The following is a 20,723-nucleotide window of genomic DNA, read 5'->3' as shown; positions in this document are numbered from 1 at the left end:
GGGTCAGTTGAGGACGGACGGAAGGGTTGCCGTCCAGGCCTCGCGGAGTTCGGTGAGCGGGACCTCGAACTGGTCCTGGACGTCGAGGGTGTCGCCGGTGATGACACCGATCTTCGCGTGCGGGAAGCGGCGGGCGGTGCACATGTCGGTGAACCGCACCTCCTCGGTCCGCGGTACGGCGACGACCGCGCGGCCGGCCGACTCCGCGAACAGGAACAGGAACGGGTCCAGCCCGTCCGGCGCCCACACCCGCGCGCCGACGCCGCCACGCAGGGCGGACTCGACCAGCGTCTGGGCGACGCCGCCGTCGCTGATGTCGTGCGCCGCGTCGATCAGCCCGTCGCGGGACGCGTTGATCAGGATGTCGGCCAGCTGCTGCTCCGCCGCCAGGTCCACCGCCGGGGGCCGCCCGCCGAGGTGACCGTGGACGACGTGCGCCCACTCGGATCCGGACAGCTCCTCCTCGGTCTCACCGAGCAGGTACAGCTGGTGGCCCTCCATCTCGGCCGTGAACCCAATCGGCGTACGGCGGGTCACGTCGTCGATCACGCCGAGCACACCGACCACCGGGGTCGGCAGGATCGCGGTCTCGCCGGTCTGGTTGTAGAACGACACGTTCCCACCGGTGACCGGGATGCCGAGCTCCTTGCACCCGTCGACCAGGCCGCGGATCGCCTCGGTGAACTGCCACATCACCGCCGGGTCCTCCGGCGAGCCGAAGTTCAGGCAGTCGGTGACCGCGACCGGGCGGGCGCCGGTGGTCGCGACGTTGCGGAACGACTCGGCGAGCGCGAGCTTGGCGCCGGTGTACGGGTCGAGCTTGGCGAACCGGCCGTTGCAGTCGGTCGACACCGCGACGCCGAGGCCGCTGGTCTCGTCGACCCGGATCATCCCGCTGTCCTCTGGCTGCGCGAGCACCGAGTTGCCGAGCACGTAGCGGTCGTACTGGTCCGTCACCCAGGACTTGTCACAGAGGTTGGGCGAGGCGACCAGCGTGAGCAGCGTGTCCCGCAGCTCCGCGCCACTGCTTGCCCGCGGCAACTTCTCGGCGCCGTCCGCTTGCAACTCGTCCTGCCACGACGGCCGCTCGTACGGGCGGTTGTACACCGGGCCCTCGTGCGCAACGGTCTCCGGCAGTACGTCGACAACGCGCTCACCGTGCCAGTCGATCTCCAGCCGGCCGGTGTCGGTCACCTCACCGATCACGTCGGCCTGAACGTCCCATTTCTCGCAGATCTTCAGGAACGCCTCGACGTTCTCAGGGGTGACGCAGGCCATCATGCGTTCCTGCGACTCGCTCATCAGGATCTCTTCGGGCGACAGCGAGGCATCCCGCAGCGGCACCTTGTCCAGCGACACCCGCATGCCGCCGTCGCCCGCACTGGCGAGCTCGGAGGTCGCACACGACAGTCCGCCGCCGCCCAGGTCCTGAATGCCCTCGACAACATGAGCGGCGAACAGCTCGAGCGTGCACTCGATCAGCAGCTTCTCCATGAACGGGTCGCCGACCTGGACCGCGGGCCGCTTGGTCGGGCCGCCCTCAGCAAAGGTCTCCGACGCCAGCACGGACACTCCGCCGATCCCGTCGCCGCCGGTCTTGGCGCCGTACAGGATCATCTGGTTGCCGACACCGGTCGCGTTCGCGAGGTGCAGGTCCTCGTGCCGCATCACGCCGATGCAGAGCGCGTTCACCAGCGGGTTGCCCAGGTACGTCGGGTCGAAGACGACCTCGCCGCCGATGTTCGGGAGCCCCAGGCTGTTCCCGTAGCCGCCGACGCCGGACACGATTCCCGGCAGCACCCGCTTGGTGTCCGGAGCGTCCAGCGGACCGAACCGCAGCGGGTCCATCACCGCGACCGGGCGGGCGCCCATCGCGATGATGTCGCGGACGATGCCGCCGACCCCGGTCGCCGCGCCCTGGTACGGCTCGACGTACGACGGGTGGTTGTGCGACTCGACCTTGAACGTGACGGCGTACCCCTCGCCGATGTCGATGACGCCGGCGTTCTCACCGATCCCGGCCAGCATCTTCCCGGCCGGTGTCTCCTGCGGGATCTCGCCGAAGCGCTTCAGGTGAACCTTGGAGGACTTGTACGAGCAGTGCTCGCTCCACATCACCGAGTACATCGCCAGCTCGCAGCTGGTCGGGCGCCGCCCGAGGATGTCCCGGATCCGCTGGTACTCGTCCGGCTTCAGTCCGAGCTCAGCCCACGGCTGCTCGACATCCGGGGTGCTGGTGGCGTTACTAACGGTGTCGGTAGACACTTCAGGACTCCTGCACTAGGTGGGACTCAGGTAAAACGGTAGCGGGCTGAGTGGAGACCATCAGATGGGCTACCAGCAGCGGGAGGGCGAAACCGATCATGATCGCGGGTAGGGCGATGCCGGCGTCGTTGAGCAGCCCGCCGACCAGACCACAGACCGACATCGCGATCAGGGCCGGACGAATCATCGGGAAGCTGCCGTAGAAGTCTCGGTAGGACTGCGAGGGCACCCGGTCCGGGAAGACCGTGGCGAACATGCACGCGAGTACGGCGATCAGCATCAGCCAGCCGACCGGACTGCTGAAGAACATGACGGCCATCTGTAGCTTGCGGATGAACACGTCACTGACCTGCTCGTCGAGCAGACGCGCAAAGAACGTGCCGAAGTGGCTGCGCTGCTCTGCAGGACGCAGGTAGTCGAGGAAGGCAACCGCGGTGACGGCAAGCAGACCAGCCACTCCTACTGCGATCAGTGCGCGGAGCGAGATGCTCCCCCGCCACGTCAGCCACGCCATGAGCAGTACAGCCGGGACGAGCGCGATGATGCCACCGAAATCGGTCCCCCAACCCGGCTTACCGTCTACGACGATCGCAGCACCACCGATGATCAGTACGGCGATCGCAGCCTGCACCCCGCTCTTGTCGAGCAGCTTCTGCGCGGCCCACCCGGCGGTGACGAGCGCACCGACCGCAAGGGCCGCGAAGGTCGAGTTACCGAAGCCGTAGAACCGTCCGCCGATCACAGGTCCGTCGGCGTACATGCTGCCGAGCTGCATCGGCGTCCCGAGCACACCGTCGACCAGCAGGAGCAAGTACGCCCCCAGCGCCAGCCCGAGGAACGCCCACCTCTTCAAGACCAGTACTGCGATCGCTGCGGACAGCACGCTGATACCGATCGTCACGGCGTACAAGGAGAACCCGGGCGACGGCCAGCGCCACCAGACGGTCGCCTGTGCCAGGAAGACCGCGATGTAGAACCCGCCTTGCGTCAGCAACGTGAAGACCGCGGTACGGCGGGACGCGGGCGAGCGGCGGATCAAGAACCACAGCAGTGCGAGTACTTCGGCGCCGACGATCGTGAGCGCTACCGAGAACAGCACCGGTCGCGGCTGCTCGTACCGCTGGTTGGCGTCGAGGCGGTCCTCGATCACCGCGGCCGCGTTGGTGTGTACCTTGCCGGTGGAGCGGAGCTCCGTACCGTCCAGCGGACCCGCGGTCTCAGCGCCGGCCGGATCGACCGACTGCGCCCGCCCACGCAGGATTGTGGCGGTCAGATCGGTCAGCTGGATCAGACCGGGCCGACGGGTCGAGTCACTGGTCAGCCAGCGCGCACCGTCGTCCGGCGGCAACTGCATGGCGACCAGGGTCTGCTTGTGAGCGTCGTACGTCTCCTGGCTGACGCCGGCGAGCACCACCCAGCCACCGGCAGCACGGGCCTGCCCGACCAGGTCAGCGACGCGGGCAAGCGCCTCAGCCCGGCCCTCGCGCAGCGGGAGGACCCCGGCGTCGATGATTGCGTCACCGCAGCCGGCGCTCGCCAGCCGTTGCGGATCCACGTCGGCGGACCAGTTCGCCACAGTGCCGTCCGGCTTCGCGACCGCGATCGCCGCACCCGGACCGAACCCGCAGACGTTGTTACGGCTCACGCCGAGGCGGCCGATCGGCGCCCCGGTGTGGTGCTCGGCCTGGCGGTCGACGTACGTCTGCCAGTCGCTCACCTTGCCGTTGGTCACCGCAGGCAGGTCACCGCAGGACTGGTCGGGAACACTCCCCCACGCCCGGGTGCCCGCGCTGATCGTCAGCCAGCCGTCGATCGGGCAGGTGTGTGGGCCGGCCGTCTTCACCGACATCGAGCCGACGTTCGACTGGTTCACCAGCGCGGTCAGCTCCGGCGAGGCGTTGACGTCGCCCCAGGTCAGGCCGGAGACGCCGATCACCACGACCTTGGCGAACAGACCAGTAGGCTGCGCGGCCGCCGTACCGCTGCTCAGGAGCAGGACCGCCGCCGTCAGCAGGATGGCGCGAACCAGCCCGGTGAACCTCATCAGGAGGCGACGACGGCCTTCAGCACCGAGGTGAAGAAGCCCAGGCCGTCCGTGGTCGGGCCGGTCAGTGTCTCGACGGCGTGCTCCGGGTGCGGCATCAGGCCGACCACGTTGCCGCGCTCGTTGGTGATGCCGGCGATGTCGCGGTACGAGCCGTTCGGGTTGCCCAGGTAGCGGGCCACCACCCGGCCCTCGCCCTCCAGCCGGTCCAGCGTCGCCTCGTCGGCGACGAACGAACCGTCCTGGTTCTTCAGCACGATGGTGATCTCGTGGTTGGCGTCGTAGTCGCTGGTCCAGGCGGTGCTGTTGTTCTCGATCCGCAGCGTCTGGTCCTTGCAGACGAACTTGCGGTGGTGGTTCTTGATCAGCGCGCCGGGCAGCAGATGCGACTCGCACAGCACCTGGAAGCCGTTGCAGATACCGAGCACCGGCATCCCCTCGCCGGCCCGCTTGATGACGGTCTCCATCACCGGCGCGAACCGGGAGATGGCACCGGCGCGCAGGTAGTCGCCGTACGAGAAGCCGCCGGGCAGGACGACCGCGTCCACGCCGTGCAGGTCCTCGTCGCCGTGCCAGAGCGCGACCGCCTCGGCGCCGGCCACCGCCGCCGCGCGTCGGGCGTCGGCGTCGTCCAGCGAACCCGGGAAGGTGACGACCCCGATCTTCACTGTCCGTTCTCCACGTGCAGCGTGTAGTCCTCGATCACCGGGTTGGCCAGCAGCGTGTCGGCGGCCTTCCGGATCTCGGCGACCTGCTCCTCGGTCGCCTCACCGTCCAGGGTGATCTCGAAGCGCTTTCCCTGCCGTACGTCGGCCACGCCGACGAAGCCGAGCCGGCCGAACGCGCCGCGCACCGCCTTGCCCTGCGGGTCGAGGATCTCGGGCTTGAGCATGACGTCGACGACAACGCGAGCCACTGACTACTCCAGGTTCGTTGCGGGGTGACGCCTGAATCCTACCGACCCCGGCGTGGATTCCTGCATCCTGGACTATTCACTGAGTACATACACGCGATGTATAGTTCTGGTCATGGCCACTGCTGAGCTCGTCCTCGGGCTGCTGTCCGCCGGCCCGGCGCACGGGTACGACGTGAAGCGCGGCCATGACGCCTGGTTCCCGGACAGCCGGCCGCTCGCCTTCGGACAGGTGTACACGACACTCGGGCGACTGGAGCGGGACGGACTGGTCGAGGTGGTCGACAAGACCTCCGGCGGCGGACCGGACCGGACGGTCTACGGGCTGACGAACAAGGGCCGCGACCACCTGAGCGACTGGCTCAACGATCCGGTGCCACCGGCCTGGGGAAGTGCCGACGAGGTACTGCGCAAGCTCGTGGCAGCGATCCGGACCGGAGGCGACGCGGTGGGGTTCCTCGCCCGCCAGCGCGCCAGTCACCTGCGCCGGATCCGTGAGCTGCGGGAGACCCCGGCCGACAACGACCCGACCTCACCACTGGTCCGCGAGTACATCGTGGCCCATCTGGACGCCGATCTACGCTGGCTGGACGGCGCACTGGACCGCATCTCCGAGCAGAGGGGGGCTCGCTGATGAATGCTGCTCTGGAACTGGAACGAATCGAGTACGCCTACCGACGGAACACGGCGCTCCGCGGCGTCAGCCTGCACCTCAAGCCGGGCGAGGTCGTGGCAGTGACCGGTGCGAGCGGATGCGGCAAGTCGACGCTGCTGCACTGCGCGGCCGGCATCCTCACTCCGGACTCCGGTGCTGTGCACGTGGACGGTCAGGACCTGGCTGCTCTGCCGGAAGAGCAGCGTGCGGCGCTCCGCCGTACGAAGGTCGGCATCGTGCTGCAGTTCGGGCAACTGGTGCCGGACCTGCCACTGGTCGACAACGTGGCGCTGCCGCTCCTGCTGGGTGGCCATGAGCGCGGGGAGGCACACCAGGCCGCGATGAACTGGCTGGACCAAGTAGGCATTGCCGACGACGCCGACGCGGTGCCCGGCGAGCTGTCCGGCGGCCAGACGCAGCGTGCAGCAGTAGCGCGCGCACTGGTCACCGGACCGTCCGTCGTACTGGCTGACGAGCCCACCGGCAGTCTGGACAGTCGGGCCGGCCAGGAGCTGCTCGACGTACTGCTGGAGGCTGCCCGCTACCGGGGTGCCGCTCTGCTGATGGTGACGCACGACAACCTGGTCGCCGCGTCAGCAGACCGCGAGATCAGGCTGCGCGACGGCCTGATCCAGCACGAGGTGTCGCTCTGATGACGCTCGAGACACTGGTGCAGCTAGCGCGGTCACGGACCCCGGCGGACCGTAGCCGGGTTCAGCTGGCCACTGCTGCGCTCGCACTCAGTGGAGCCCTGCTGCTCGGCGCACTGCGCATCGTCCGCCTGGGGAAGGGTGAGCTGGGCAACGATGTCTACAGCAACTACATCGCCGAGAGCGGCCTCCGCTCCGGACTGATCGCGATCCTGATCATCCTGGCCGCCCTCACCGGAGGCCTGGCGGTCCAAGCCTTACGACTGGGTACGGCGGCCCGCGAACGGCGACTGACTGCGCTACGACTGGCAGGTGCCTCCCGCAAGCAGCTACGCCAGCTGACCGTCACCGACGCGGCCATTGCCGGTCTGGCCGGTGGACTGCTCGCTGGACCTGCCTACCTGGTCCTCAGCCTGCTGTTCGGTGCGCTACCCCTTATGGCCCGGGTCCTGCCCGGTGCAGAGCTGATGGACGCGGCTCTGTGGGTTCCTGTGGTGGTGATGATGACGGCAGCCGGTGCGTTGATCGGCAGCCTTCTGCACCGAGACGGTCCAGAGTCGCGGCAACCACAGTCCGCGACGCAGCGTCGTACCGGCATCATCGCTGGACCTGTACTGATCGCGCTCGGCCTGCTCGCCTCGCCGTACATGGGGTACGTGGCATCCACGATCCTGCTCGCCGGCCTGGCGCTGTTCTTCCTCAGCACCTCAGGAGTCTGGATCCGCGGGCTGGGGCGGCGGCTGCAGCGGTCCGGCGACCCTGCCAACCTGCTCACCGGTCTCCGGCTGGCGACCGACTCCCGGCCCGCCTCCCGGATCTGCATGCTGCTGGGCTGCTGCGGTTTCCTCGTCGGCACCTTGGCCAACGGGATCGCCGGCGTCCAGGTCGACGACAACCTGGGCGGTACCACCGCGTTCTACAGCACCGGTTTCGGTCTGACGATCGCCGGACTCGTCCTGGTCGCGCTGACCGCCATGGCCGCGTTGATCGTCGGTGTCGCCGACCAACTGGTCGACCAGCGCCGCCAGTTCGCCAGCCTGACCGCACTGGGCGTCGACCTCCCGTTCCTCCGCCGAGTCATCCGCCGCCAACTGACCGCGGTCGCTGCTCCCGCACTGGCCGCCGGTCTGCTGTTCGGCACGGTGATCGGCATCAACCGAGTAGCCGGTGGCGCGGTCGGGCCGTTCGAGCCCGGCACACTGCTGCTCGCGGCGATCCTGACGATCGCGGGCTGGCTGCTCGGTCACCTCGGCGGCACCGCCGCCGGTTTTCTGCTTCGCAACCAACTGCGGGACGCACTCGATCCCGAGAATCTGAGGGCCGCCTGATGAGCTCGATACCACTGGCAGTCCGACCCGCGTTGCTGCTCGGGGTGCCGAACCGGATCACGCTGGCCCGGACCGTGATCGCGATGGCGGTCGCGACGTACGCGTTCCGCACCGGCGATCTGCTCTGGCTGGTGATCGGGTACGTCGCCTACTGGTTCGGCGACAGCCTCGACGGCTGGGTGGCGCGCCGGCGGAACGAGGAGTCGCTGTCCGGTGCGGTGTTCGACATCGTCTGCGACCGGGCCTGCTCGTTCCTGCTGGCGGCCGCGTTCATGGCGACGTACCCGGACACGATCGGGCCGCTGGCGATCTACCTGGCGCAGTTCGGCGTACTGGACACCATGCTGACGTTCTCGTTCCTGCTCTGGCCGTGGATGCTCAGCCCGAACTACTTCTACAAGGTGGACCGGCCGATCTACGTCTGGAACTGGTCGAAGCCGGCCAAGGCGCTGAACACCGGCGCCGTGGTGGTCTCGCTGGTCGTCGCCGGGCAGACCGGTGCGCACTGGCTGCCGTACGTCGTCGCGGTCGCGGCCCTTGCGGTCAAGGTCGTCTCGTCGTACCGGCTGATCCAGATCCTCTGCGGCCGCACGGCCGCCGCCCCGGGTGAGGGACGATGACGGGGTGGACCCTGAACCACCCCTGGAAGGGGGCCTGAGTTCCGTGGCAACAGGGGGGATGGCGCTTAGCCTCGGTGTCATGTGGGTGTGGCAACTGGCACTGGCGGTGGGCTTCGGCATCGGCTCCGCCGTCATACCGTTCGTGAACGCGGAGGCGTACGTCCTCGCGCTCGGCGCCACGCATGCCCTGAACCCGGTGGTCGCCGCGATCGGCGTCGCGATCGGCCAGACCATCGGCAAGGTCGGGATGTTCCTGGCCGTGCGCCACCGGCCCGGCTACGCGGCCAGTAAGGCCAAGAAGGAGCCCAGGCCGGTCAACCTGGACACCCGCTGGGGCCGCTTCGTGCAGTGGAACCGCGACCTCAGCAAACGCCTCCTGGACGCCATGAGCGACAGCCGCTGGGGCGCGCCGGTCACGCTGCTGAGCGCGTTCGTCGGCATCCCGCCGCTGTACGGCGTGGCGCTCATCGGTGGCGCCTCGCGGATGCGGACCGTCGTCTTCGCGCTGTCGGTCCTGGTCGGCCGCAGCGGCCGCTTCGTCCTGCTCGCGCTGGGCGTGGGGCTCTTCTAGGCCTCGAACTTCAGCCCGGTCAGCTGCTCGTACGCCGCGATGTACGACGTCCTGGTCCGCTCGACGACCTCGTCGGTCAACGGCGGCGGCGCCTCACCGGACGTGCGGTCCCAGCCTGACTCGAACTGCAGCCAGTCCCGCACGATCTGCTTGTCGTACGACGGTTGCGGCTTGCCCGGCGCCCACTGGTCGGCCGGCCAGAAGCGGCTCGAGTCCGGTGTCAGCACCTCGTCGGCCAGCACGAGCGTCCCGTCCGCGCGGGCGCCGAACTCGAACTTCGTGTCGGCCAGGATGATCCCGCGCTCCTCGGCCATCGCCCGCGCCGTCGTGTAGATCTCGAGCGTGGCGTCCCGCAGGGCAGCCGCGGTGTCCGCGCCGACGGTCGCGACCACCACGTCGTACGACACGTTCTCGTCGTGCTCGCCGAGGTCGGCCTTCGTGGCCGGCGTGAAGATCGGGGTGCCGAAGCGCGAGCCCTCGACCAGACCGCCCGGCAGCGGGATCCCGCAGACCGCGCCGGTGGCGTTGTAGTCGAGCAGGCCGGTGCCGCTCAGGTACCCGCGGGCCACGCACTCCACCGGGTAGATCGCGAGCTTCTCGCACACCACGGCCCGTCCGGCGACCTCGGCCGGCACGTCCGTGGAGATGATGTGGTTCGGCACGTCCAGCTGCTCGAACCACCACAGGCTCATCGCGGTGAGCACCTTCCCCTTGTCGGGGATCACCGACTCCAGGATCCAGTCGAACGCGCTCATCCGGTCACTCGCGACCATCAGCAGGTCGCCGGACTCGAGCTCGTACAGGTCCCGGACCTTGCCGGAGTGGAGGTGCTTCGCACCGGGAATCTCAGGCGCCTGCGGAAGTGTGGTCACGGGCCCGATTGTTCCATCCGGCTACTTGCGGGCTCGCAGGGCCACCAGCTTCCCGCCGACGGTGAGCAAGGCGTCGCGGATCGTGCAGAGGATCGGACTGTCTGTCTGGTTCAGGCGGCCGACGCTGCGGGAGCGCTTCACCAGCTTGGTCGTCGCGGGCCGACGTTCGGCGTCGTACGCCGTCAGCGCCGCCGACAGATCGCTGGTCCGTCCGAGTTGCCGGGCTAGCGCACCGGCGTCCTCGATCGCGGAGCAGGCGCCGCGACCCAGGTTCGGCGTCATCGCGTGCGCCGCGTCGCCGAGCAGCACCACCCTGCCCTGCACGAACGGCACCAGCGGCACCGTCAGGTCGTAGATGTCGTTCTGCAGGATCTTCTCGCTGCCCGCGATCAACTGCGGCAACGGATCGTGCCAGCTCTCGAACACGGTCGGCGCACTCTTCGTGCCGGCCGGCTGGTTCGCGGTCGCGTACCAGTAGAACCGCCCGTCGATCAGCCGCGCGAACCCGAACAGTTGCCCGCGGCCCCAAGTCTCGCCACCACCGTCGTCGAGGTCCATGTCCGCGATCCCGCGGTACGCCGTGAACCCGGAGTACCGCGGCCCTTTGTACTGCGGATACATCGCTCCCCGCACCGCGCTCCGGATCCCGTCCGCGGCCACCAGGAGATCCGCCCGCAGCTCACCGTTGACCGTGACCCCGTCCGCGTCCTGCGTCACCGTCCGTACGTCGTACCCGGTCCGGACCGTCACCGCCGGACCGAACTCGGCCGTGATCAGGTCGTGGAGCTGCGCGCGATGGATCATCACCGGCAACTCCATGCCGAGATCGGCCGCGCTGACCACCCAGCGACCGTCGGGCTTGCGTATCCCGGCCGGCTTGGACTGCACCGACGCCTTCTCGACGCCCTTGACCCCGAGCTCCTCGAGCACGGCGACCGCCGACGGCCAGACCGAGATGCCGGCCCCGACCTCACCCAGCTCCGGAGCGCGCTCCAGGACTGTGACCTGCCGGCCACACCGTTGCAGCGCGACAGCAGCGATAACCCCTCCGATACCCGCCCCGACCACGATCGCCGTACTCATGATCTCGACTCTACATCTGTAGAGTTCGGTTGGGAAGTGCGAGACTGTGCCATGTGACGAAAGAGGTTCCGCGGGGTGCGGATCGGCAGGACGCCATCGCGGACGCGGCGATCCATCTCGTCGCGACCCGCGGGCTGCGCGGCCTGACGCACCGCGCCGTCGACGCCGAAGCGGGCCTGCCGCCGGGCTCCACGTCGTACTACCTGCGGACGCGGAACGCCTTACTGACCGCATGCGTGCGCCGGATGCTCACCCGGGACGTGGCCGGGATGCCGCCACCCGGAGCGGATCCGCTCGAACTGATGGTGGCCATGACGGTCGGACTCGCGCAGGCGCGGCCGGACGATCTGGTCGCGCGGTACGAGTTGTCGCTGGAAGCGAGCCGTCAGCCGGAGCTCCGGGCCACGATCGACGAGGGCGGGCGGCAGTTGCGGGCGATGCTCGCACAGTTGCTGGCCGAGCTCGACGTACCCGAGCCGGAGGCGGCGGCGTGGCCGGCCGCCGCGATGATGGACGGACTGCTGTACGACCGGGTCGCCGGCGTCGGCACCACGCTCTCACCAGAAGCGTTCGAGGCCGCCGTACGACGCTCTGTCACGGCGCTGATCGCCGGACTCAGAGACGGTCCGTGACCGCGACGAAGGTGAAGTAACCGACGCCGAGCAGCATGCCCACGTGGCCTAGGACCGAAAGACCCGCGCCGGAGCCCCAGGCGTCACTCTGCGCATCCTCGGAGTGCTTCCCGGCGCTCGGCAGCCAACGGGCCAGAATCAACAATCCGATGACCGTCAGCAACCACCAGCCGACCAGCATCAGCAGAGCGATCTCGCGCCGACCGGTGATCAGGGCAACGACCCAGCCGATCAGCGTGATCACTCCGACCACGGTGTGCAACCGCAACAGCGTTGCGGAGTACCCATGCCGGCCGGCGCCGTGACCGGTGCCGTCGACAACAGTCCCGCCGAGCCGGACGCGCGTGATCAGTACGACGACCGCACCGAGCGCGGTCAGGAACCAGGTGACGTTCGACCATTCCACGCACCGTTCCTACCCCACCCCACGACCCGACGAACCATTCCGCGTGTCGTCCCACCCATCTCCCCCACCAACTTTGTGCACCCACCAACCACTTTTCAGCCTCCGAGATGGTTGATGGGTGCCCAAAGCCGCCGGTACGGCGAGGCCCGGCGGGCCGAGTGTCCGCTCGGGGCCCGCCGGGCTGAGTGGGGCGCGCGAGGGTCAGCTGGTTCGCGTTTGGCCCGGGACCTGCTGCGTGCCGCTGCCTTGCTGCGTACCCTGCCCCTGCTGAGTTCCCTGGCCTTGCTGGGTTCCCTGGCCTTGACCTTGGCCGGGGAGTGTGCCCTGGCCGGTGCCTTGGCCGTTGCCCTGGGGGAAGCCGCCGCGGAAGCCGCCGCCGGGGCCGCCGACCTGGCCCTGCTGGTTGCTGGTGCCGTCCCACGAGTGCCCGACCGCCATGCCGCCGAGGAAGGCCAGCACGGCGAGAACCGAACCGGCGCCGGCGAGCACCAGATTGCTCGGCCGCCCACCACCCTTCACAACCTCAGGCTGCTGCGGTGCAGGCTGCTGCGCAGCGGGGTTCTGCGCTGCCGGGTTCGGGGTGGCCGGGTTGTTCTGGGCGGCCTGCGCCGCCTGGAACTGGGCTTCTGCGGACTGTGTCATATTCATGCTCCTGTTCCGGTGGAAAGGTCGTACACGGTGGTGCTGCCGACGGTCTGGGCCGTGAAGTTCTCGCTGACCCAGGTGGCGATCTCGCTGGAGGTGCCGTCGCGGCCGCCCATCCGGCCGCCACCGTCGCCACCGCTGCCGATGAAGTAGTGAACCTTGCCCTGGGCAACCAGCTCTTTGAACTCGGCGAGCGACGGCGCCGGGTCGGTCCCGTTGAACCCGCCGATCGCCATGATCGGCTCGCCGGACGCGATCTGCACCGGCGCGGCCCCGTTCGCGGTGACTGCCGCGGCGGCCCAGGTGTAACCCTTCGCGCCCTGCTGCAGCAGCGTCACCAGCTCACTAGAGACTCCACTGATTCCGCCACCACCAAGGAATCCGCCCATACCGCCACCACCAGGCCCTTGCTGCTGCGTGGCACCAGTGCCTGTGCCCGGCTGTTGCGTCGTACCGGTGCCGGTCTGGCCTGGCGGCGTACCCGTCCGGCCGTCACCGCCCGTGCCACCGCGTCCGCCACCCATACCGCCCATGCGACCGGCACCCGCCGGTCCAGCGGACGGCAGCGCACCGGCGTGCGCCGTGTTGATCGTCGCGACCGAATACGCCGTCGGTCCGGCCAGCGCGCTCACCGTGAGCAGCGCCGCCGTGAACAACCCGGCCCGCCGAGCCGCCGTACGATGCATCTTCAACTCAGGCAGCAGCATCAGCAACCCGGCGGCCACCACACCGGTGGCCAGAATCACCCAGCGCAACCACGGCTGCCACGTCGGCGTCTGGTTCAGCAACGCGAAGCTCCACCCGGCCGTCAGCAGGATCCCGCCCGCCAACGTTGTCCGTGGCAACCATTCCGTACGCCGCTTCCAGAGGGTCGACATCGCCGCACCCATCAGCGCACCGATCGCCGGCGCCAGCGCGATCATGTAGTAGCTGTGGATGATGCCCTGCATGTAGCTGAAGGTCAGGCCGGTACCGAGCAGCCAGCCGCCCCACAGAATGGCGAACGCCCGGGTCCGGTCGGTCCGCGCAGCCTTGCCCGCGGCAACGACCAGCACGATCGTCGAGAGCAGCGCGGCCGGGAGCAGCCAGGAGATCTGTGACCCGAACTCACCACTGAACAAGCGCTGCACCCCGGTCGCACCACCCCACATGGCACCGCCGCCGCCACCGCCACCGCCGACCGAGCCGGTCTCGTTGCCGGTCAACCGGCCGAGGCCGTTGTAGCCGAGGGTCAGTTCGAGAATGCTGTTGTTCTGCGAGCCACCGATGTACGGGCGCGCCGACGCCGGTATCAGCTCGACGATCGCGATCCACCAGCCCGCACTGACGATCAGCGAGACCAGCGCGAGCACACTGTGCAGTAGACGCTTGCCCAGCTTGGGCTTTCCGGCGACCAGGTACGCCAGGCCGAACGCCGGCAGGATCAGGAACGCCTGCATCATCTTGGTCAGGAACCCGAAACCGACCAGCGCACCGGCCAGAATCATCCACCGCGCCGCGTGCTTCTCGGAGTCGATCGCCCGCGTCACCGCCCACGCACCGGCGCACAGCAGCAGGATCAGCAGCGCGTCCGGGTTGTTGAACCGGAACATCAGGACGGCGACCGGCGTCAGCGCGAGGACCGCCCCGGCCAGCAGCCCGGCGTTCGCGGAGAACCACCGGCGCACCGAGACGTACACGAACCCGACACTCGCGACGCCCATCAGCGCCTCGGGGATCAGCATGCTCCAGGTGTTGAACCCGAAGATCCGCCCGGAAAGACCCATCACCCACAGTGCGGCCGGCGGCTTGTCCACGGTGATGAAGCTCGACGCGTCGAACGACCCGAAGAACCAGGCCTTCCAGCTCTTCGACCCGGCCTGGACCGCGGCCGCGTAGAACTCGTTCGCGTAGCCGTTCTTGGACAGGCCCCACAGGTACGCGATCGCGGTCAGCGCCAGCAGCCCGCCGTACAGGACCTTGTCCTTTCCGAGCGTGTACTGCGTACTGATCGCCCGAGGTCTGCTCGCCTCGACGGGATCGGTCAGTGTTGCCATGTCAATTGCTCCGGGTGTTTTCGAGAACCGCCGGGGGTTCGAAGGTGGGGATGGTGGGTGCGTCGTCGTCGAAGACCCAGGCCTGGAAGAGGCTGAACCGGACGATGGTCGCGGCCAGGTTCGCGACGGTCAGGACGGTGATCTCGACCGCCTGGTGCGGTGCGGAGACCGCGGTGTGCAACAGCCAGAGCGAGGCCGCGGTCAGGCTCCACCCGATTCCGAAGGTGACCAGCCCGCGCAAATGATGCCGCCAGCGGCCTTCCACGCCGCGCACGCCGAACGTGATGCGCCGGTTGAGCGCGGTGTTGCCGACCGCGGTGATCAACAGCGCCAGCAGGTTCGCCACCTGGGCCGGCATGCCCTGGCGGAGGACGAGATAGAGCAGCGCGTACGCCGCCGTACTCAGCACTCCGACCGCGCAGAACCGCAGGACCCGCGCCGCCATCGCCGTGCGCGGATCGAGGATCCGCGGCCGGCCGTACTTCTGCCGGATCGGCTCCAGGTCGACGCGTCCACGTGCCAGATCGCGCATCAGCCGGGCGATCCCCCGCAGGTCCTCGCCCACCGTCTTCGCGATCGCGACCCGGGAGTCGAGGTCGTCGATCCAGTCCACCGGTACTTCGTGGATCCGCAGCCCGGCCTGTTCCGCGAGCACCAGCAACTCGGTGTCGAAGAACCAGCTGGTGTCCTCCACCAGCGGCAGCAGTTCGCGCGCCACGTCGGCGCGGATCGCCTTGAACCCGCACTGTGCGTCGGAGAAGTGCGCGCTCAACGTTGCTCGTAGCAACAGGTTGTACGAGCGCGAGATGAACTCCCGCTTCGGCCGCCGGACCACCCGGGAGCTCTTCGCCAACCGGGTGCCGATGGCAACGTCACTGTGCCCGGCCAGCAGCGGCGCCACCAGCGGGAGCAGGGCGTTCAGGTTGGTGGACAGGTCGACGTCCATGTAGGCGAGCACCTCGGCGGTGCTTGCGGACCAGACCTGTTTCAGCGCGCGGCCGCGCCCGGACTGCTCGAGCCGGACAACCCGGACCCCGGGCAGCTCGGCGGCGAGCAGCGTAGCGATCTCATATGTCGCGTCCGTACTTCCGTTGTCCGCGATGCAGACCTCGGCCGGAAACGGGAAAGCGGTGTCGAGGAACTCCCGCAACCGTCTGATATTCGGTCCGAGGTCGTTTTCCTCGTTCTTGACGGGTACGACGATCTCGACCCGAGGATGACCTGGAATCTGCATGTCACCGATGCTGTCCGGTGAACCTGAGTCAACCCCTCCGCGTGGCTGGCAGTTTCCTGGCAGTTACCGAGTGCGACGCAACCAGAGCAGCCCGAGCACCGGCAGCACCAGCGGCACGAAACCGTAGCCCTGCCCGAAGTGCGACCACACGGTCGCGTCCGGGAAATCGTCCGGTACGGCGTAACTGAACGCGCCGATCCCGATCACACCGACCAGCTCGATCGCGATCGCGGCGGTGGCGACCTTGCGCGACACCACGGTCGCCTTCGCCAGCGCGAACGTCGCGGCGCAATAGATGACCGCGGCAACGGCCGACAACAGGTACGCGATCGGGGCGTCGCCGAACTTCGTCGCGATCTGTACGCCGGCCCGCGCGGTCGCCGCCAGCGCGAACACGCCGTACACCGCGATCAGGATCCGGCCGGGCCCGTGCTTCGTGGCCGCTGGATCGGTCATCTCAGACCGCCCACAGGTCGTGCAGCCGCAGCTCGAGGATCGGGATCACCAGACAGGCGATCGCCAACGCGCCGGCGCCCCAGCGGCTGCTCTCCGCGAGCGCCCAGAACGCGCCGATCGGCAGGATGATCAGCGAGCCGATCAGGTACCCGATGAAGAACGGCCCGGACACATCGCGGTCGGTACCGGCGTACTGCGCGATCCCGACGACGAGTTGCGCGACCAGTCCGACCTCGATGACCCCGACCGCGCCCAGCACGGTCCAGTCGATCCGCTTGTCCCGGGCCGCCAGTACGACGGCGTACACCATCGCAAGCAGCGCCAACGCGACGAGAAACCAGGTGAGCGGTGCGAACACGAGTTAGAGGATGTCACCCGGGGTGTAGGCGGCTGCTTCGGGGTGGCGCTTGGCAAGTTCGTCGATCTTGGCGACGACCGCGGCGACCTGAGCGACGGCCGCGCCGGTGAAGGACAGCGGCTCGCCGACGATGCCGACGATCTGCTCCTCGGTCAGTCCGAGGCGGCCGTCGACGCCGAGGCGGTGGAACAGGTCGTTCGCCGCGAGACCCTTGCGCAGGTCGAGCGCGGTGGAGACAGCGTGCTCCTTGATCACCTCGTGCGCGGTCTCCCGGCCGACACCGTTCTTCACGGCAGCCATCAGCACCTTGGTCGTGGTCAGGAACGGCAGGTACCGCTCGAGCTCGCGCGACACCACGGCCGGATACACCCCGAACTCGTCCAGGACGGTCAGGAACGTCTCGAACAACCCGTCCAGCGCGAAGAACGCGTCCGGCAGCGCGACCCGGCGTACGACGGAACAGAAGACGTCGCCCTCGTTCCACTGGTTGCCGGCCAGCTCACCGGCCATCGACGCGTACCCACGCAGGATCACCGCGAGACCGTTGACCCGCTCGCAGGACCGGGTGTTCATCTTGTGCGGCATCGCCGAGGAGCCGACCTGGCCCTCCTTGAAACCTTCGGTGACGAGCTCGTGCCCGGCCATCAGCCGGATCGTGGTCGCCAGGCTCGACGGCCCCGCGGCCAACTGCACCAGCGCGGACACGACCTCGTAGTCGAGCGACCGCGGGTACACCTGGCCGACGCTCGTCAGCGTGTGGCTGAACCCGAGGTGCTGGGCGATGTCCTGCTCCAGCTCGTCCAGCTTGGCCGGGTCACCGCCGAACAGGTCCAGCATGTCCTGCGACGTACCCACCGGGCCTTTGATGCCGCGCAGCGGGTACCGCTCGATCAGCTCCTCGATCCGGGCGACCGCGACCAGCAGCTCGTCGGCAGCCGACGCGAACCGCTTGCCCAGCGTGGTCGCCTGCGCGGCCACGTTGTGCGAGCGCCCGGTCAGCACCAGCGCCGCGTGGTCGGCGGCCAGCTGGCCCAGCCGTACGGCGGTCGCCACCGCACGGTCCCGGACCAGCTCCAGGCCGGCGCGGATCTGGAGCTGCTCGACGTTCTCGGTCAGGTCACGACTCGTCATCCCCTTGTGGATGTGTTCGTGCCCGGCGAGCGCGCTGAACTCCTCGATCCGCGCCTTCACGTCGTGCCGCGTGACCCGCTCACGGTCCGCGATCGACGCCAGGTCGACCTGGTCGACCACGCGTTCGTAGTCCTCGACGACCCCGTCCGGAACCGCGACCCCGAGCCGGCTCTGGGCCTTCAGTACGGCGACCCAGAGCTTCCGCTCGAGCACGATCTTGTGCTCCGGTGACCACAGCTCCGCCATCGACTGACTGGCGTAGCGCGCGGCGAGAACGTTGGGGATCCGGGGTTTGGTCACGAACCCCATTCTCCCAGACGGCGACTACTTGACGGTCACCAGACCACAGAGCAGCGAACCGGACAGCGTGCACACCCGGTACGAGCCCGAGGGCAGATTCTTCGGCATGGCCAGCGTGTACGGACCGGCGCCCGTGTACGACGGGACCTCCATACCCATCTCACCCGTCATCCGGACCGCGTACGGCGTGGTCGGGTCGCCCGGGATCTTGGCGATCAGCGTGTACAGCGCGACGTCCGGCTTGGACGCCGAGGCCAGCGAGAAGGTCACGCCGCGGACCTGCTTGTCCGGGAACGAGGCGACGAACTGGCCGCCGGTGACCGAGGTGATCGTGGCCGCCGACTTCAGCCCCAGCGGGCCGGCCTTCTGGACCGCCGGCGCGGACGGCACCGACTCCACCGACGGCGGAACCACGGCGTTCGTGGGCACCGGGCTGTCGGCCACGGGGGTGTTGTTCGCCGCCGGTCGGAGCGTCGGGACGATCGCGACGGCGCCGACCACCGCGGCGGCACCGATCACGGTCAGACCGGCGGTCCGGCGGCGCTTGCGGGTCTTGGCCGTGGTCAGAACGGAGTCGAAGTCTCCGGCGGACTCGGCGGCGCGGCGGTCGGCCAGCGCCTGCAGGTCGTCCTGCAGATCAGGCATGGTCGTCACTCCTCAACAGCAATGAATCGGACAGGGTGTCCCGGGCGCGGGACAGGCGCGATTTGACCGTGCCTTCCGCGATTCCGAGCGTGTCCGCCACCTGAGCCACGCTCAGGTCACAGACGTAATGGAGGACGACGACCTGCCGGGTCGGCATCGGCAGGCCGGCGAGAGCCTGCTCGAGATCACCGGCGTACCGTTCGGCGGGGTCCGGGACGTGTTCGGCCGGCAGCCGGTGGAACAACTGCGTGAACCGATTGCCGTCCCGGTGCCTGTTCGCGGCCAGCCGCACGGCGACCAGGCGAACCCAGGCCTCCGGAGCGTCGTACCGCGACACCTTCTCCCAGCGGGGCACGAGCCGGACGAACGCCTCTTGGACAATGTCCTCGGCCTCGGCGCGTGACCCGGTCAGCAGCGAGATCACGCCCACCAGCCGCGGCTGATGGGCGCTGTAGAACTCTCGCAGCCCCTCCGTCTCCATACCCACCAACACCCCCGACTTCTCTGTCCGGTTCCATCGAACTTCGACTTTATCCGGAGCGGCCGTCGGGAGGGGAGGTCAGACGGTGATCTCGCCGCGCTCGGCCTTGAGGGCGATGTCGGTGCGGTGCTGCGAGCCCTTGATCCGGATCTGACTGACAGCGGCGTACGCGCGTTGGCGGGCCTCGGCGAGGTCCTTGCCGACGGCGCTCACCGCGAGCACGCGGCCGCCTGCCGTCACGAGCTCCTCGTCGTCGAGCGCCGTACCCGCGTGGAAGACGCGGACGTCGCCGCTCTCCGCCTGCTCGACGCCCGTGATCGCGTCGCCCTTGCGCGGGCTCGACGGGTACTTCTTCGCGGCGACGACCACCGCGACCGAGGACGCGTTCCGCCAGCTCAGGCCACCGTGGTCGGCGAGCTTGCCGGTCGCGGCGGCGTACAGCAGGCCGCCCAGCGGGGTCTTCAGCATCGGCAGCAGCGCCTGCGTCTCCGGGTCACCGAAGCGGCAGTTGAACTCGATCACGCGGACGCCACGTGACGTCAGCGCGAGACCGGCGTACAGCAGGCCGCTGAACGGAGTACCGCGGTGGCGGAGCTCGTCGATCGTCGGTTGCAGGACGTTCTCGGTGATGTCGGCGACCAGATCCTCCGGTGCCCACGGCAACGGCGTGTACGCGCCCATGCCGCCAGTGTTCGGGCCCTCGTCGTTGTCACCGAGGCGCTTGAAGTCCTGTGCAGGCTGCATCGGCAGCACGGTCGTCCCGTCGGTGATTGCGAACAGCGACACCTCGGGACCGTCCAGGAACTCCTCGATCAGCACCTGCTCGCACTGCGCCGCGTGCGCGAGCGCCTCCTCGCGATCCGAGGTGACGACCACACCCTTACCCGCCGCGAGCCCGTCGTCTTTCACGACGTACGGCGGCCCGAACGCGTCGATCGCCGTCGCGGCCTCCTCGGGCGTGGTGCACACGTACGCCCGCCCGGTCGGCACGCTCGCGGCAGCCATCACGTCCTTCGCGAACGCCTTCGAGCCCTCGATCTGCGCGGCCTCCATGGACGGCCCGAAGACCGCGAACCCGGCCTCCCGCAACGGGTCGGCCAGCCCGGCCACCAACGGCGCCTCCGGCCCGACGACCACCAGATCGGCGCTCAATTCCTGGGCCAGCGCGACAACCGCGTCGTGGTCGGAGATGTCCACCGGACGGCAAACGATCGTCTGCCCGTCGTACGCCGGTCGCAACACGGCAATCCCCGGGTTGCCCGGCGCCGCCACGACCTGCTCGACCTCCGAATCCTGGGCCAACGCCCAAGCCAGAGCATGCTCGCGGCCACCCGACCCGATCACCAAAACCTTCACGGGCGCTCAGCCTAGCGTGCCGTACCTCCTCGGCGGACGATG

General features: G+C 68.9%; 22 protein-coding genes. 6 read left to right on the top strand and 16 right to left on the bottom strand.

The window, feature by feature from the left end:
* Window positions 1-3: 3 nt before the first annotated feature.
* Genes purL through purS form a run of 4 tightly spaced genes read right to left on the bottom strand, consistent with a single transcriptional unit; the run spans window position 4 to window position 5,225 of the window.
* Entirely contained in the window at window positions 4-2,265 is a 2,262-nt protein-coding gene (gene purL / locus ACWF0M_RS27245) for a phosphoribosylformylglycinamidine synthase subunit PurL (RefSeq protein WP_452238554.1), read from the bottom strand.
* 1 nt (window position 2,266) lies between these two features.
* Entirely contained in the window at window positions 2,267-4,309 is a 2,043-nt protein-coding gene (locus tag ACWF0M_RS27240; protein WP_452238553.1) for a hypothetical protein, read from the bottom strand.
* Window positions 4,309-4,977 carry a phosphoribosylformylglycinamidine synthase subunit PurQ gene (purQ, locus tag ACWF0M_RS27235; protein ID WP_452238552.1) on the bottom strand — a complete coding sequence of 223 codons (669 nt, stop codon included), beginning with the start codon at window positions 4,975-4,977 and terminating at the stop codon, window positions 4,309-4,311. Before purQ ends, ACWF0M_RS27240 begins: the two co-directional genes overlap by 1 nt.
* Window positions 4,974-5,225, bottom strand: a complete 252-nt coding sequence (gene purS, locus ACWF0M_RS27230) for a phosphoribosylformylglycinamidine synthase subunit PurS (RefSeq protein WP_452238551.1) — start codon at window positions 5,223-5,225, stop codon at window positions 4,974-4,976. Before purS ends, purQ begins: the two co-directional genes overlap by 4 nt.
* Window positions 5,226-5,337: 112 nt before the next feature.
* Between purS and ACWF0M_RS27225 the strand changes: the two genes are divergently transcribed.
* The 5 genes from ACWF0M_RS27225 (at window position 5,338) to ACWF0M_RS27205 (ending at window position 9,046) form a co-directional block, all read left to right on the top strand.
* Window positions 5,338-5,856, top strand: coding sequence for a PadR family transcriptional regulator (locus tag ACWF0M_RS27225; protein WP_452238550.1), 519 nt, complete (start codon window positions 5,338-5,340; stop codon window positions 5,854-5,856).
* Window positions 5,856-6,530 carry an ABC transporter ATP-binding protein gene (locus ACWF0M_RS27220; protein ID WP_452238549.1) on the top strand — a complete coding sequence of 225 codons (675 nt, stop codon included), beginning with the start codon at window positions 5,856-5,858 and terminating at the stop codon, window positions 6,528-6,530. The genes ACWF0M_RS27225 and ACWF0M_RS27220 overlap by 1 nt, the downstream gene beginning before the upstream one ends.
* The gene (locus ACWF0M_RS27215) at window positions 6,530-7,855 is read left to right on the top strand and encodes an FtsX-like permease family protein (protein WP_452238548.1); all 1,326 of its coding nucleotides are present in this window, start codon (window positions 6,530-6,532) and stop codon (window positions 7,853-7,855) included. The genes ACWF0M_RS27220 and ACWF0M_RS27215 overlap by 1 nt, the downstream gene beginning before the upstream one ends.
* Complete coding sequence (locus tag ACWF0M_RS27210; RefSeq protein ID WP_452238547.1) at window positions 7,855-8,475, top strand: CDP-alcohol phosphatidyltransferase family protein; 621 nt, start codon at window positions 7,855-7,857, stop codon at window positions 8,473-8,475. Before ACWF0M_RS27215 ends, ACWF0M_RS27210 begins: the two co-directional genes overlap by 1 nt.
* A gap of 79 nt (window positions 8,476-8,554) precedes the next feature.
* Entirely contained in the window at window positions 8,555-9,046 is a 492-nt protein-coding gene (locus ACWF0M_RS27205; RefSeq protein WP_452238546.1) for a hypothetical protein, read from the top strand.
* Here the strand turns inward: ACWF0M_RS27205 and ACWF0M_RS27200 are convergent.
* Together ACWF0M_RS27200 and ACWF0M_RS27195 are read right to left on the bottom strand one after the other, a co-directional pair.
* Complete coding sequence (locus ACWF0M_RS27200) at window positions 9,043-9,918, bottom strand: phosphoribosylaminoimidazolesuccinocarboxamide synthase (protein WP_452238545.1); 876 nt, start codon at window positions 9,916-9,918, stop codon at window positions 9,043-9,045. The two genes, ACWF0M_RS27205 and ACWF0M_RS27200, sit on opposite strands and share 4 nt — an antisense overlap.
* 21 nt (window positions 9,919-9,939) lie before the next feature.
* Entirely contained in the window at window positions 9,940-11,001 is a 1,062-nt protein-coding gene (locus tag ACWF0M_RS27195; protein ID WP_452238544.1) for an FAD-dependent monooxygenase, read from the bottom strand.
* A 53-nt stretch (window positions 11,002-11,054) separates the two neighbouring features.
* Here ACWF0M_RS27195 and ACWF0M_RS27190 point away from each other — a divergent pair, with 53 nt between their 5' ends.
* On the top strand, window positions 11,055-11,633 hold the full coding sequence (locus ACWF0M_RS27190) for a TetR/AcrR family transcriptional regulator (RefSeq protein ID WP_452238543.1): 579 nt from the start codon (window positions 11,055-11,057) through the stop codon (window positions 11,631-11,633).
* On the opposite strand, the gene ACWF0M_RS27185 is transcribed toward ACWF0M_RS27190, so the two are convergent.
* The 10 genes from ACWF0M_RS27185 to purD form a co-directional block, all read right to left on the bottom strand.
* The gene (locus tag ACWF0M_RS27185; RefSeq protein ID WP_452238542.1) at window positions 11,617-12,039 is read right to left on the bottom strand and encodes a hypothetical protein; all 423 of its coding nucleotides are present in this window, start codon (window positions 12,037-12,039) and stop codon (window positions 11,617-11,619) included. The two genes, ACWF0M_RS27190 and ACWF0M_RS27185, sit on opposite strands and share 17 nt — an antisense overlap.
* A gap of 201 nt (window positions 12,040-12,240) precedes the next feature.
* Window positions 12,241-12,681 (bottom strand): hypothetical protein, encoded by a 441-nt coding sequence (locus ACWF0M_RS27180; protein WP_452238541.1) that lies wholly within the window; start codon window positions 12,679-12,681, stop codon window positions 12,241-12,243.
* A gap of 2 nt (window positions 12,682-12,683) precedes the next feature.
* Window positions 12,684-14,720, bottom strand: a complete 2,037-nt coding sequence (locus ACWF0M_RS27175) for an ArnT family glycosyltransferase (protein ID WP_452238540.1) — start codon at window positions 14,718-14,720, stop codon at window positions 12,684-12,686.
* A gap of 1 nt (window position 14,721) precedes the next feature.
* On the bottom strand, window positions 14,722-15,954 hold the full coding sequence (locus ACWF0M_RS27170) for a glycosyltransferase (protein ID WP_452238539.1): 1,233 nt from the start codon (window positions 15,952-15,954) through the stop codon (window positions 14,722-14,724).
* Window positions 15,955-16,017: 63 nt separating this feature from the next.
* On the bottom strand, window positions 16,018-16,410 hold the full coding sequence (locus tag ACWF0M_RS27165; protein WP_452238538.1) for a hypothetical protein: 393 nt from the start codon (window positions 16,408-16,410) through the stop codon (window positions 16,018-16,020).
* Window position 16,411: 1 nt separating this feature from the next.
* On the bottom strand, window positions 16,412-16,768 hold the full coding sequence (locus tag ACWF0M_RS27160) for a hypothetical protein (protein ID WP_452238537.1): 357 nt from the start codon (window positions 16,766-16,768) through the stop codon (window positions 16,412-16,414).
* Between the two features lie 3 nt (window positions 16,769-16,771).
* On the bottom strand, window positions 16,772-18,208 hold the full coding sequence (gene purB / locus ACWF0M_RS27155; RefSeq protein WP_452238536.1) for an adenylosuccinate lyase: 1,437 nt from the start codon (window positions 18,206-18,208) through the stop codon (window positions 16,772-16,774).
* A 15-nt stretch (window positions 18,209-18,223) separates the two neighbouring features.
* A complete protein-coding gene (locus ACWF0M_RS27150) occupies window positions 18,224-18,844 on the bottom strand; it encodes a hypothetical protein (protein ID WP_452238535.1) in 621 nt (206 codons plus the stop codon).
* Window positions 18,837-19,325, bottom strand: coding sequence for a SigE family RNA polymerase sigma factor (locus ACWF0M_RS27145; RefSeq protein ID WP_452238534.1), 489 nt, complete (start codon window positions 19,323-19,325; stop codon window positions 18,837-18,839). Before ACWF0M_RS27145 ends, ACWF0M_RS27150 begins: the two co-directional genes overlap by 8 nt.
* A 78-nt stretch (window positions 19,326-19,403) precedes the next feature.
* The gene (gene purD / locus ACWF0M_RS27140; RefSeq protein WP_452238533.1) at window positions 19,404-20,681 is read right to left on the bottom strand and encodes a phosphoribosylamine--glycine ligase; all 1,278 of its coding nucleotides are present in this window, start codon (window positions 20,679-20,681) and stop codon (window positions 19,404-19,406) included.
* Between the last annotated feature and the right edge of the window lie 42 nt (window positions 20,682-20,723).

Source organism: Kribbella sp. NPDC055110 (assembly GCF_053607525.1).
Note: the sequence above shows the minus strand (reverse complement) of the source record. Positions and strands in the feature narration are given on the sequence as shown.

Coding starts and splice junctions, on each gene's coding strand:
- ACWF0M_RS27220 (WP_452238549.1), top strand. CDS start 5,856: ATGAATGCTGCTCTGGAACTGGAACGAATCGAGTACGCCTACCGACGG.
- ACWF0M_RS27170 (WP_452238539.1), bottom strand. CDS start 15,954: ATGCAGATTCCAGGTCATCCTCGGGTCGAGATCGTCGTACCCGTCAAG.
- ACWF0M_RS27205 (WP_452238546.1), top strand. CDS start 8,555: ATGTGGGTGTGGCAACTGGCACTGGCGGTGGGCTTCGGCATCGGCTCC.
- ACWF0M_RS27150 (WP_452238535.1), bottom strand. CDS start 18,844: ATGCCTGATCTGCAGGACGACCTGCAGGCGCTGGCCGACCGCCGCGCC.
- ACWF0M_RS27210 (WP_452238547.1), top strand. CDS start 7,855: ATGAGCTCGATACCACTGGCAGTCCGACCCGCGTTGCTGCTCGGGGTG.
- ACWF0M_RS27180 (WP_452238541.1), bottom strand. CDS start 12,681: ATGACACAGTCCGCAGAAGCCCAGTTCCAGGCGGCGCAGGCCGCCCAG.
- ACWF0M_RS27240 (WP_452238553.1), bottom strand. CDS start 4,309: ATGAGGTTCACCGGGCTGGTTCGCGCCATCCTGCTGACGGCGGCGGTC.
- purB (WP_452238536.1), bottom strand. CDS start 18,208: ATGGGGTTCGTGACCAAACCCCGGATCCCCAACGTTCTCGCCGCGCGC.
- ACWF0M_RS27165 (WP_452238538.1), bottom strand. CDS start 16,410: ATGACCGATCCAGCGGCCACGAAGCACGGGCCCGGCCGGATCCTGATC.
- ACWF0M_RS27225 (WP_452238550.1), top strand. CDS start 5,338: ATGGCCACTGCTGAGCTCGTCCTCGGGCTGCTGTCCGCCGGCCCGGCG.
- ACWF0M_RS27145 (WP_452238534.1), bottom strand. CDS start 19,325: ATGGAGACGGAGGGGCTGCGAGAGTTCTACAGCGCCCATCAGCCGCGG.
- ACWF0M_RS27215 (WP_452238548.1), top strand. CDS start 6,530: ATGACGCTCGAGACACTGGTGCAGCTAGCGCGGTCACGGACCCCGGCG.
- ACWF0M_RS27195 (WP_452238544.1), bottom strand. CDS start 11,001: ATGAGTACGGCGATCGTGGTCGGGGCGGGTATCGGAGGGGTTATCGCT.
- ACWF0M_RS27175 (WP_452238540.1), bottom strand. CDS start 14,720: ATGGCAACACTGACCGATCCCGTCGAGGCGAGCAGACCTCGGGCGATC.